Source organism: Eubacterium sp. An11 (genome assembly GCF_002161065.1).
GTDB classification, from domain to species: domain Bacteria; phylum Bacillota; class Clostridia; order Lachnospirales; family Lachnospiraceae; genus Anaerobutyricum; species Anaerobutyricum faecale.
Window position 1 is genome coordinate 1 of sequence record NZ_NFLV01000047.1, and the last position, 12,863, is coordinate 12,863.

Genomic DNA, 12,863 nt, shown 5'->3' on the forward strand with positions numbered 1-12,863 from the left:
ATAAATAGTGCCTGAACCACACACTATTTATGCTCATAACAGACACAAATAATGCTTGTTACAGACATAAATAAAGCGGGAGGAAGGACGATGCAGAAGGGAAAGTATTACCGGATGAGGAAAGAACTGGTATGGGGAGCGGGCATCCTGGCAGCCATGCTTCTTTTTTTCACAGCTTTTGGGAAAATGAAAGATACGGCAGATATGCCGCAACAGGGGAGATTCACTTCTATGGAGTATAAAGAACTGCCGCCAGCCCAGTCGGAGCTGTCGGATCCGGAGGGGTGTTATCTGTGCGGTACAGCAAAGGAAAGCCTGATGGGATATTTCCGGCAGTTTGATGATCTGGGGATTATCAGTGTAAACCAGTGGTATGTGCTGGATTTCGGTATCCTGCCTCATGAGGAGGACGGAGCAGATACCAGCGGCACCAGGACTGCCATGACAGGCACAGGGGATGGTGGAGATTTCTTTTCCAGCACACAGACGTCCTCCCGTGGGATTTCCACGGTGGAAGTCAGTTATGGGGAAGATAGCATCCTGGATGTGGAGAAGGCAAAAGCTATTCTTTGCCAGGACTGCCTGGATAAGCTGCTCGCTGTCATGGAAACCTACGGACCGGAAGGGGAGGAACCAAAGCCCAGAGATCTCTGCCTGGTGGATTTTCAGACGTTGGAGCTGTATTCCCTGCAGGAGCAGTATATCAGCTACTACATCCGGGATTATTATGTACGGATGGATCAGACGGATGGCGGGATAAAGATTGAAGCGGTATATGTGCCGGAAAGAGAGTAGCGGGAAGACTATCCAAAATAAAATTTCCCAATAACAAGAAATATGTTATAATACAATTGTGGTGGCAAAATTTCTCAGAAAGGGGGAAATATTGTCTTTTTTTGTTATTCTATGTTGGATTGGTTGAGTGAAAATATGAAAATGAAAATGTGCTTTCATATAAGGAGGCGTGTGGGGGTTCTTCTTTATCTTGTTCTGATTATAGTATTTTTAGTGCTGGCCGTTGTGACAGATCTTCAATGCTGTGAGTCTGAATTGTTAAAGTGCCTGCATCGCTATGTTAGCGTATTGCAGAAAAAGTCTCTTGAGGATTTACAGGATATGATGGAAATCGTCTGGGGAATAGCAATTACAATAACAATATTTATGATGGAAATCAGTAATCAATATCGTTACGGGATATCTCTTAAAACTGTAGTAAATTATTCTCTAATGCGGGGAACAGTTTTTGTAGGTATGGCGGGATATCTGATGTTGTATCCTCTGATGTTTGTGGCGGTTGAACTGTCTATGAAATGTATGGCACTGTGGTGTGCAGGAGCGACAATTGTTACATTTGGCTCTGCGCTTGCGTTCAGTCTACTGATATTTCGGAAAAAATCTGTGAGAAAGCTTTTAGTCAGTCTTACGATTGAGAAGATTAGAAAACTTGATAAAAGAGCCGAAAAGGAGATCATTAATCTACACAGCCAGATTGACAGCCTTCCTGTTACGGATTTTATGATACATATTAATTATGATAATGCAGAGGAAACCCGTTGTTTGGTTGAGGTGCTGTCAACAGTGTTTTGTAGTATCAGGTCGAAGAAAGTTGAAGATGGCCTCAGTATGATCGATATGACTTTATTAACAGCCTGGAGTACACATATAATTTATAAGTCAGGTACAGCCACGGAAGAGGAGCAATCGAGAACTACAAGACTGTTGGTTGAATTATGGAGAAAGCTTCCGGAAGATAATAGGATTGTCTATACTGTTCAGATGCTCATTCCATTTGTGGAGATGAAGGATAATGTGGGAATAGAGATAATGTGCAGATTTCTCAGGATTATAATCCAGGATGAATCTGTTATTATGTTATACCTACTGTTATATTCGGAATACAGATACTGGTTTGTGTACGACAGAATTTTGGAGTGGTTTAATATAGGAGAACAGTATCCGTGGAAATGGATAGAAAGTATACTTACTGGGGCAGAGAAACTGGATAGAGAACTTGCATGGTGTTTCTGGAAATCATGGAGATTTTATAACATGTATGACGGGCAGATTGGACTCGATCATTTCTATGCATTTTGTCAAGATGCGGAACATGTAAAAGAGAGAGAAAAGAAACACACGCCCAATTCTGTTATATTTAAAAAATTACTGGAGGAACGAGTGTATGAAACATTTTGATTTGATGGCTTTATATTATCCGGAAGCCTGCATCAAGTCAGAAGAAGGACGGTATATCGAAATAAGGTCCGTGAAGAATTATAAGGAGTATAGGCTTTGCCGGACAAAAGGGAATGTAAATTTAACAGATTACTGGTTTGCAATGGCAGATGCCGGGAAAAGACAGCCGCTCGCCTATGGATGCCAGTTTATTAGCATGATCAGCGATGAAGAACAAGCGGAAAATAGCTGGACTTCAGGACATGAAGGCCAGGAAATATGCTGTGCCTTTTTTAAGTTCAGATTAGAAGAACTTAATGAAAAGTTCAGATTAGAAGAGGCCAATATATCTGTCCAAGATATAAAAAATCTGATTTCCGGGGCGCTTAATAATTACAAAGATGAACCTGCAGATATCATCGAGTATAAATGGTTTTATACAATAGATAATGCTGATGCGATTCTAGTCTTTTTCAGTGATGATAAAGTGAAGATACAAAAAGCAGTAAAGCGGATAAAAAATGTTAAATATATGGTAAATGAAGAAGGGAGGGAAAAAGAAGAGAAACAAAGAGAGGAATCTGTATATTATTCTGATTATTATGTAACGGGGCGGTGCGAAAAACTGCGACAAGAAGATGAAAGAGAGGATCAAAAGGCAGACCAGGAAGCTGGATTTATGATTAAAGATTTTAGTATTGAAAATGGCAATGCATTACCTCAGCGTCAGATACGTGAGGATGGATGGTGTGAACAGACTCTTACAATATTGCAGAAATGCATTGGGGAATATGAGAAAGCCAAAAACAAGAAGATGGTTGCCTATTATCAGGCATTGGGGCAGATTGTTAACGTCTTGTCACAATATGAGCAAGAAAATCCGCTAAAGGATTACTTTTATATTTTTTATCCCTCGATTGTGTTGTTCATCAAACAGTTGAATCAGAGTATTGCATTGCTTAATGATTCAGGGAAGGAGGGAGATGAATGTGACGATCCGATTAAAATAAAATATGAGAAAATGCAGGTTCTGGAATCCGGTATTAGTGAATTCATCGATACGATTGAAATGCTGATGAGGCATATGGGGCAGAGCTGCGCTGATATGCTCAGTGATTTAGGAAGACAGGGACTACCTTATGATATACCATTGCGGTTGTGTTTAATGTATATGTCATATTTGAATGTCCTGACTAGTTACTTAAATGACACAGAATATGAGTATCAGTTTTGTCTTGCACCGCTGGTATACTCTAGACCTACTACGAATTATATCGATCTTGGTCTCCCGCCGGGGGATCGGCTGATTAGGATCCGGCTATCACGGCACTGTATGTTTATGCCGAGATCATTGTTGATAATTTTGTCTCATGAAGCGCTGCATTATATAATTAACGATGAGCAGCGGATAATTAGGGCAAAATATTATATACCTGTAATAGCGCTAGTTCTTACTTATGAGATTGTTCCATATCATCTACTGCGTGACTGCAGGATTGAATCCATGGATGAAAAGGCTATTCTGGAGAAATATCTAGAAATTGTTAGAAGGCATATAATGAAGTATGCAGAAAAATTTTTAAAGGATCAGGTTTTCTCCCAAAAGGAAGATCCGTGTGCTTTTCATTTATCTCAGGTATTTGAAAGAGTAAAAATCGGATGCCTTGCCATGGTTTACGATGCAAAAAATGAGCTTCGGAGATGTATAACACAGATTGATTCACAAACAATCAGAGCACTGAATGCGTTAAATGTACCGGAAAAGCTTATCAGAAAAATATATATAGTACAGGAACAGATAATAAAGCAGTGTGAAAGAATATGGCAGGAGGACCATTTTAATCAGAATATGGCAAACATTACAACTCTGTTCAGGGAGATTTATCCTGATTTGGGAACAGTGATGTTGCTGGATCTTTCACCGGTAGATTATCTGGAGGCAATTTTGATATCAGAAAGTTATGATCCTGATCCGGACATTATTAGCGATGTGCTGGTAACCAGGGTGGCAATCCTTAAAATGGTAATGGAAGACGGCAGCGAGGCAAATGACTGGAAAAAGAAATGGAATGATATCAGCCGTGAGGATTTGAATCAAAATCAGTTTTTGATTGAACTTAAAAAGAAAGTAGAGCAGGTGTGTGTAAAGTTTACAGAAAACGCCAAGGAAGCCGATGGAAACGAATCAGACGTGCAGGAAGGGGGAATCATGTATTGTCTGCAAATTTTAAAGTTTGAAAAGGAATATTTGAAAAAATGTAAAATGTTCCTGGGGAAAAAAATCGGGAAAAAATCGAAAAAAAGAGATATCCTGCTTGCTCTATTCCGTCAGTTTGCTGTATATGAAAAGGCTGAAGAAGAGGATCCTTCAGCGCAGGATATGTTTAAGGCTTTGGATGAACTTATTTTCTGCTGTAAGAAGGACATAAAGGATGCCTATGATAGATGAGGAAAAAGCTGAAAAATGATTGACACTAAAAAGAAATCTATGATAAAATGAAAGAACTATTGATATATTTGTTGTACAGCTTATTGGTTTTCCCCCTGACGACAGAAAGGCGAAGGAGTGGATTATGGAGAGTATAGGATTGATCAGTAAAAACAAAAAGAAAGTAAAGAAGTTTTTCCTCGGGCATGATTCGACTAATCGTCCGAATGCTTTTACTGATTTGCAGGATGATGCGACGCATGCAGACAGAAGTACAGGTAAACAAGTCTGGTCAGCAACTTTTATGGATAAAACGGATGCTCAATTGCTAAAAGAACTTGAAAAATTAGTGCGCCATTAAGTACTATAAATTTTTATGAACCGTTGTATTTCCGACTATAAGGAGTTGCAACGGTTTTTTAGTATACGGTTTTGCTATTACTGGATGTCTTTTGCTTTCATTTTGTCACTTCCTTATCCCAAAAAATGAGAATTCATTATGGAAGATGGTAAATCCCTTGGGAGATATTTTAATATGGCGGTATTTTTTGAAAGACTGGGGTAGGGATCATAGTAGAAGAAACGGATTAGTTGTAAATCACATGAGAGACCATAGTAAAACAGTCCGATGAACGGATGGTTGTCGATATTATGCCTATGATATTGATTGAATATAGATTATGCAAAAAGTAACCGCTCCTGATCAATGTGAATCACAGGAATGCGGTTACTTTTCGTAACTGGTTAATTTTTGAACAAACGTTTATCGAAGTTCCTTTTTCTATGATAAAGATTGGGGAACAGGATGATTTAGCTTCTATCCTTTTTTAGAATAAATTCCATTTTCTCTTCATTATAATTAGGAAGTACGTCACTCAAAGTACCATCAAACATTGCAGAATAAACCTTTTTGTCTGCACGAAGTTGGTATTTTTCTAGAGGATTGAGTATAGATTCGCCCTTTTCATTTTTTATCACGAAGCAAACCTCATCATTTCGGAGGATTTCTGTCGCTAATAATCGTGATTCATGGCTAGTAATAATAAGTTGAGTATTTCGTTGCTCTGCCATTTTAAGGAATAATTCTATCATTCGTGTAGTCATTGCAGGATGTAAGCAGCGATCTATTTCATCAATAACAAACACCCGATTATCAGAAACTTTTAAAAGAATTTCTATCAAATCCAAAAGCCGTGCAGTACCATCCGATTCTTCCTTCAAATTAAAGTAAACAGATTTACTCTCATGGCTAAATTCTATAGTCTTTATGATTAAATCGTCATTTTTATTTAATTCAAAAGTATAAAATTCTTTATATGAACGAAGCATGATGGAAGGACTATGGTGCCTTCCCTTTTTGGCTGATTTTTTTTCGAGATCAGCCACTACTTTATTAAAAAGTTCTTCAGGCACTTTGCTCTTTATAATGTCTACAGGAACTTCAACAATTTTTAAGTCACTTATCCCTGTACCTAATGCATTTAAGAGATTAGCAATTTCATTCAGGTTGGAACTCGAAAAATAAGGATATCCTGTTAGTATGCTGTCTGGATTGCTTACAGTTAGTAAATTGTTAAACCAAATATATACTTTACGAAGAATTTTTAACTCTGGATTGTCTTCGTACATTTTTTCCTTCCCGTGATTAATTATGGAAAGAAAAAGTAACTCGCTATCTGCGATACTGTCTTCGCCATACATATTTAATTTCTCAACAGCACTTTTATTCTTAAAATAATCTCCAGCTTCGAAAATACTACTTTTTAAATTGCGGTAAAAAATACTCTTTTCCTGATTTGAAGTAGTTAATTCATAAAGATGTTCCTCTTCTATAGACCCGGTCTTTAATAGGACAGAGAACTCATAAACGATATGTTTATTATCCAATAAAAGTTCTATTTTGAAGGAAGAAGGAATAGATTGATTAGCCGGAATTTGTCGGAAATACTTATTTGTGAAACCTCGTGGAAGTCCATCAACGACCATATCTTGAACAAATTGAAATGCTTCTACCAGGTTAGATTTTCCCGAAGCATTGGCTCCGAAAATAACTTCACATTTAGTCAGCTTTATGTTTTTGTTCCGATAAATCCTTTTGGAGTTTTTGCGTGCTTTTCCAGCTTCCATTGAAAAGCATTGTTTGTCATTAAAGGAAAGGAAATTTGTTATCGAAAATTTGATCAGCATATTTTTAGCACCTCATGTTTTGTTGCTTTATTGTAACACATAAAAACGAATTCATCAATATAAATGTTTCAGAAAACGAGGTTAATGCGCGATATAATGAAGTAAAAACGAAAAAATCGTTTAATCTACAAAAATACACTTGACTTTCAGGAGAAGTGATGATATCTTGTTACTAGCAGATGCACGAGATGAGTGCTACTCCGGAGATGAAGTGGGCTAGCTACCCGTAGTAACTAATTAACAAATGTAATTTTTTGAAACTGAAAGGAGAAATATTTATTGACAGTAAAATTTTTATCATCAAAAGGATATACGGATCCAGGAGCAAATAATGGAGATTGTATACTTATTGACACCGGAAGCGAACTTGTGATTTTTGATTGTGGTTGTGAAGAACATGCTGACAGGGTACTCGATTATATGAAGAAAAGAGGTTACTCAAAAGCGAAATTGGTTCTTTCACACAACGATGGAGATCATTTTGATGGGATTCCTTATTTAATAGAGCAAGATAAAATTTCAGATATATACACGCTTTTATTGCTCAAATATAAAGATGAGTTGTTAAAGAGGATAAATGATAAAAGAATAACTAGAGATTCTTTGGCAAGAAGGATTTCTGAAATTTTTGAAAACATATATTCTCTTTCCGGATTGGTTAAATTGAGAGATATATTTACTGATACGCAAGTATGTCCGGGAGTTACGATAGTAGGACCGGATCAGGAATATGCATTGGACGCTGTTGCAAAACGCATCGACAATAGACAAGGCGATACCATTGATAAAGAAACGGTTGTAAATGCCGTGAGCACTCAAGTGAAAGTTAAGGTGGGAACTAATAATCTATTATTATGTGGGGACAGTAGTTATGAGGCCATCAAGGATAAATTAGAGGAATACTCACTGATACAGTTACCACATCATGGAAAAAAAGAACAGGCAGATAGTATTTTTGAGCAGAAAGGGTCTCTCGGGATTACATATTATGTATCCGATAATACAGGTAACACCAACGGAGGATCTAAAGATTTACCAAAACGAGGTTATGTTATCAAAAACACGAAGACTGGAGATCAGATTTGCACAGGGTGGAATTCAAGCTTAACAAACATCCCGGTTCGTTCGTATTTTAGGGGGCTCTGATTTGAAATACTTGGTTGCAGAAACTCAGGCATATGAAATCCCTGGACGACAGGAGTATCTTTATGATATATTTCATCTTTTCTTTATCCCTCAAAATACAATAGATGGATTTATTCCGCTTACGCCATTAGGCGTAGCGGAACCATCTATTTTGTTTCTGGTCGGGCATTATGATCAAATTGCAAAGTATTTGGCTCACAATGCTGACCAGATAGAGGAAAAAACGATAGTTTTCATTACCTGTTACGCCAATTACTTAAAAATACACAAGAAAAATAAAGTAAAGTGGTTTACGTCTTTTTCGAAAAATGAAATATCATACTGTTATGCAGGTGATAATTACGGCTTTGGATTTGAGATAACAGAATCTGAGTTGAATTTCTATAATTCAAAAGAAACAGACATTTTGAAACGGATTAAAGAGAATTTTAAAGTATTATGAGGAGGTGCAAATGGATATAAAAATTTTTGATTCTTATAACATTCGTGCAAGGGTATCTGTTTATATCATTATAATAGCACCTATCATTTTAACACTATATGTCGTTTATGAACCTGTTCGGAGTTTCACTTTCTCTGTTGTATTGGTAGCTATTATGACATCATTTTCGAATTACCTTTTCGCTTTGCAGAGATATAAGCAAAGAGGGGGAAAACGTAGAAATACTGCCGCAGAATTTTTATATATAGATGATGCACATATTGACGGAAAAACCAAGCAACGTTATTACAGAAAATTAAGTGAAATTGATAAAAGTTTTGAAGCCATGAACCAACCAGTAGATTCTGAAGAGTTCAGACAAACGTGTTACAGCGCTATACAATGGCTACGAAGTAATACACGCAATAATAAACTTGTACAAGAAGAAAATATGTTGTGTGGATTTTATAAAAATTTGATTAGCCTTAAATCCGTCGGAATTGCGTTTACGATTGTAGCAATTCTCATTCTGATAATCTCTTCAGCTCCAACAACACCTCTCTCGTTCGTTCAATCGAAAACAAATATGATTTTAATTTTTGTAGATATAGGAGTGTTATTATTTTGGGGATTGGGAGTTAACGAAAAAATACATTCTGTTTTATGCGAAAAATATGCATATGCATTACTGGAAACCCTGGACACACTCCCAGATAGAATTAATGAAAATAAGTTATAAGAGCTAAATACAAATAATATTATTTGGCAGCACTATTAGACTTAATCAGTTGACAGTGCTGCCATTTTTCTAAACTTTTATAGGTTCTGCCGAATGATCCGGGTAATGAGCCCCACGGCCACGTTACGCTCTTCATCAATATGTGTAACGACAAAGGAAACCTCATCCTTTTTCCCCACGGTGCGGGGATCATAGCAGGAATGAGCGATGGCGTTGACGCCAATCGAGAGTCTGACGAATACGGTGCCTTTGTGGATGTCTTCCACAACACCGGCATATTTGCCCTGCACCTTGCATTTTTTCATATTTTCCTTGCTGGTATTGCCTTCTACGCTTTTGACATCTGCATGGACTGTGATCTGTTCCGGAGATTCTGCCTTCACATCCAGGATCCGTACCAGTATGTGGTCCCCTACACGGAACCGTTCCCTGGCGTCTCCCAGCCAGTCAAAGGACAGATCCCTTGCCAGAATGGAAGTCTCCACGCCAAAAATTTCAGCCCGGACAACCTTTTCTGCCACCGCGATCACTCTGGCCTGCACGATCCGGTCTTCGCATACTTTGGGCTTCCCGGATGCGTCTGTATCCAGATAAAAAATCTGGCGTTTTTTGAGCATGGCCTCTTTCCGGCTTGCTACAATGCTGCGTGTCTTTGCATCCAATCCTTTTACAAGAAAATCAATCTCACATCCCAGCATATTATTAAGGATTTTATTTTGCCGCAGGGAAAGCTCCCCGTAATCGTGGGCGTTATCCTGGACAAGATTCAGCATCATTTCCGAGATAGGGATGACGGTACGGAAGTCCTTGTAATAGATAATAGCGATCAGACTGCCGGCCTCCGTTTTCTCGATGCCGCCTAGCTTCCCGGTGAGGATTTTCCGGGTGCGGTAGGCGTTCTGGATTTCGTGCCAGATGAGATCCGCTTTGGACTGCGGCGTTTCCAGCTGAGCATCGGCGTCCAGGGTAAGGATAGAAGTTACATGGTTCAGTTCGTTTGACATAAGCTGCCTCCTTTCAAAAATTAAGACATAATGGAATCTTTATCCAGCGGAACAATCTCCTCTGGAAAATCCGGAAATTCTTCCGGCTGGTCACTAAGCTCTCCCGGATGACCGGAAGGGTAAGCGTGCTTGTCCGGTTCCCTGCGAAGCGGTTTCTCCTGAGAGGAAAACACAGAGCGCCTGCCGCTGCGGCCGGGCCGGGGCTTTTTCTTTAAATTTTCAGCAAGAGTCGGCGTGTAGTCGTATTCTTCCTGCTCGGCTTTCGCCCGCCACTGGGGAACATGGTCTGCCGCCTTTCTTGGAATCAGTTTTTTGGAATCCGGGTGGAGCGTATAATCGTATTTCTCCACTTCCAGGATCTTCTGTCCCCGCAGGATGATAAGCGCCTTATTTAAGGGCAGCCGCTGAATCTCATCCGGTGTTAGGAGCTTGCGCTTCCCGATGGATCTGGTCTGCCGGTACTCCGGCGTGTAGTCGGACACCCGCCAGGAATTGAGCTGCTTCGCTTCGCTGCTGACTCCAACCGTCACATCTCCGGACCGGTTGGAAATAAAAGTGGCGGTCACTTCATCGGTACAGCCTAAGAATAACTGGCTGTCACAATTCCCGATGATTTCCTGCCATTGGTTTAGCGGATACCGGTTCTGCATCTGGGGCAGATTCTGGAAAATACAGGAAATGCTCAGGTTTCGGCTCCGGATAACGGAAATTTTTTTGTTCAGCTCCAAGATGGCGCCGGTATTGGCAAGCTCATCCGCCAGGATATGTACCGGAACCGGCAGCTTTCCGTCCTCCCCCTCTTTGTCCGCAAAACGGACCAGTTTGATAAAGATAAAAGTCATGAACAGAGAGGAGAGGAAATCAAAGGTGCTGTCCTGGTCTGAGGTGATACAGAAATACGCACATTTCTGTTTGCCCGGCAGCGTCAGGTCAATCTCATCATAGGAGGTGATCTGCCGGATCAGCTTATTTTGAAACACCTGCAGCCTGGCACCTAATCCGATGATGACACCGGAGCGCACCGTGTCGCTGGCCTGCTTATAGATGCAGTAAGGCACTTTTGCCGGATGGGATACCGGAAGCAGGTCAAACAGGCTGTTCAGCTCTTTTTCAGAACTCATAGTCAGCAGCTTGTACACCTGCCCGATATTTTTGGCTTCCGGCTGAAAGCCCTGGTCTACATACAGAACCAGGGCTTTCAGCAGGTTCATTTCCGCATTATCCCAGAAGTGATCCCCTTTGGCAGAACCGGTATTCTGGATGATGACATCGGCAAAGACCTGAGCCATCGTCTCAGAACCGTTGATCTCCATGAGACAGTTCCAGCTGTCGGAGTTTTCCGGGTTGACCAGGTTGAAGCATTTGACGGTATAGCCTTCATTTTCCAGATACACGGACATGCTTTCATAGAGTTCAGATTTCGGATCGGTTATGATCAGGCTTTCTCCCGGCCCGTCAATCCCACGGGCAACACTCTGAAAAATGGCGTTACGGACATAGGCCCTGCTCTTCATGGATCCGCTGGAACCGTAGACTGCCACATTCCGATTCATATAGGTGTGGTAGGGCAGGCAGACGGCCTTGCCGTTCAGCTTGCCTAAGATGGTGCCTTTGCTTTTCTTTACATCAGAAGTCAGCTCCAGGACTTTATGCATCTCCTCCGGCGTCATGAAACCGGAGGTGCCATAGGTGCCTTTTGTAGAGTAGTTCAGGTTCCGTTCCCGGTCTGGGACTTCGCCGTTGCGGTCATAGCCCATCCGCATGAGCAGGAAAATCAGCAGTCCAAATACCACAAGGCAGATTCCAATCCCGTACAGGTTATACGGAAAATCGGTAACTGCCTGGAAACAGGCTGCCGGATGCGGGGAGGGCATCCTGGGGGAACTGCCATTGCCCGGTGTGTTACCGGCCGCAGTCCAGATGCGATAGTTTCGGATAAACTGAGCGATATAGCCGCCTGCATATAAGGTGCAGAGGCTGATGGGAAGCAGATAAATGAGCTTCCACCATTTACGGTTCATGCAAAAACCCCTTTCTAAATTTAGAGAGGTCAATACTGGAGAACCGAATGTCGGCGGTCAGATATCGTTTCAGACAGGGGATTTGGAAATCAAAGCAGATCATCACCCCCTTTCTGCCGTAAACATTCAGTCCGGTATTGAATCGGTTAATTCGGTGCAAGTCAAAATCATATGCAAGAACCGCGGGGTTCCCAGAAGCGTCCACCCCATCATGGTCGATGGGAAGGTCTGGCTGCCGGGAACCTAAATCGGATAATAGTAACTGGTCCAGCTGTTTCATGAGCCGTGGCCGGACCAGCAGTTTTAAAAGCGTCTCACCTTCTGTTGTGTTTGGCAGATAGTGAAAGTGTTCATAGGATGTATCCGCTACAAACAGACTCTTTTTATATCCGCCGGTACTGGTCAGGAGCTGATAAGCAGTGTCCATGTCCTTCCCGGTCAGGATCGCCCGGACTTTCGGATGCCCCGTATAGGGGAAATCCTGCAGGTAATGCTGCAGGAAGGCGTTCAGCCGTACCTCTGTCCGGTATTCCCACTTGAGTACATGGTCGCCGGTGTTATACAGTGCATAGGCACAGTGGGGAGCAAGCAGCACACCCATGCTCCGTGAGTTTCTGATCTTGGTTGCCTCTGGACCGATGTGCTTAAACTCCCGTGATGAGTAAAACAGGGGCAGGTTCCCCATAGTGAGGATACCGGCTTCGCGGCCTTCCCTGAAAATATCCGGTTTCTGGTCAGCAAAGAA

11 protein-coding genes are annotated in these 12,863 nt (G+C 41.0%); 7 read left to right on the forward strand and 4 right to left on the reverse strand.

What is annotated here, in order from left to right:
• Positions 1-90: 90 nt before the first annotated feature.
• From B5E53_RS17730 to B5E53_RS17745, 4 genes are all read left to right on the forward strand, one after another.
• The gene (locus B5E53_RS17730; RefSeq protein WP_087283862.1) at positions 91-795 is read left to right on the forward strand and encodes a hypothetical protein; all 705 of its coding nucleotides are present in this window, start codon (positions 91-93) and stop codon (positions 793-795) included.
• A gap of 321 nt (positions 796-1,116) precedes the next feature.
• Positions 1,117-2,193: a hypothetical protein gene (locus B5E53_RS17735; protein WP_140401530.1), complete on the forward strand. Its 1,077-nt coding sequence runs from the start codon at positions 1,117-1,119 to the stop codon at positions 2,191-2,193.
• Positions 2,180-4,621, forward strand: a complete 2,442-nt coding sequence (locus B5E53_RS17740; protein WP_087283857.1) for a hypothetical protein — start codon at positions 2,180-2,182, stop codon at positions 4,619-4,621. Before B5E53_RS17735 ends, B5E53_RS17740 begins: the two co-directional genes overlap by 14 nt.
• A 124-nt stretch (positions 4,622-4,745) precedes the next feature.
• A complete protein-coding gene (locus B5E53_RS17745; RefSeq protein ID WP_087283855.1) occupies positions 4,746-4,961 on the forward strand; it encodes a hypothetical protein in 216 nt (71 codons plus the stop codon).
• 449 nt (positions 4,962-5,410) lie between these two features.
• On the opposite strand, the gene B5E53_RS17750 is transcribed toward B5E53_RS17745, so the two are convergent.
• Complete coding sequence (locus tag B5E53_RS17750; RefSeq protein WP_087317412.1) at positions 5,411-6,787, reverse strand: ATP-binding protein; 1,377 nt, start codon at positions 6,785-6,787, stop codon at positions 5,411-5,413.
• Between the two features lie 279 nt (positions 6,788-7,066).
• Here B5E53_RS17750 and B5E53_RS17755 point away from each other — a divergent pair, with 279 nt between their 5' ends.
• The 3 genes from B5E53_RS17755 to B5E53_RS17765 are packed head-to-tail and all read left to right on the forward strand — an operon-like array spanning position 7,067 to position 9,093.
• On the forward strand, positions 7,067-7,933 hold the full coding sequence (locus tag B5E53_RS17755; RefSeq protein WP_087281563.1) for an MBL fold metallo-hydrolase: 867 nt from the start codon (positions 7,067-7,069) through the stop codon (positions 7,931-7,933).
• A gap of 1 nt (position 7,934) precedes the next feature.
• The gene (locus tag B5E53_RS17760) at positions 7,935-8,375 is read left to right on the forward strand and encodes a hypothetical protein (protein WP_087281561.1); all 441 of its coding nucleotides are present in this window, start codon (positions 7,935-7,937) and stop codon (positions 8,373-8,375) included.
• 10 nt (positions 8,376-8,385) lie between these two features.
• Entirely contained in the window at positions 8,386-9,093 is a 708-nt protein-coding gene (locus B5E53_RS17765) for a hypothetical protein (RefSeq protein ID WP_087281559.1), read from the forward strand.
• A 77-nt stretch (positions 9,094-9,170) separates the two neighbouring features.
• Here the strand turns inward: B5E53_RS17765 and B5E53_RS17770 are convergent, their stop codons facing one another.
• The 3 genes from B5E53_RS17770 to B5E53_RS17780 form a co-directional block, all read right to left on the reverse strand.
• Positions 9,171-10,097 (reverse strand): RNA-binding protein, encoded by a 927-nt coding sequence (locus B5E53_RS17770; RefSeq protein WP_087281557.1) that lies wholly within the window; start codon positions 10,095-10,097, stop codon positions 9,171-9,173.
• Between the two features lie 20 nt (positions 10,098-10,117).
• Entirely contained in the window at positions 10,118-12,118 is a 2,001-nt protein-coding gene (locus tag B5E53_RS17775; protein ID WP_087281556.1) for a type IV secretory system conjugative DNA transfer family protein, read from the reverse strand.
• Positions 12,108-12,863, reverse strand: a 756-nt coding sequence (locus B5E53_RS17780) for a hypothetical protein (protein ID WP_087317414.1), incomplete at its 5' end; no start/stop codon positions are given. The genes B5E53_RS17775 and B5E53_RS17780, both read right to left, overlap by 11 nt.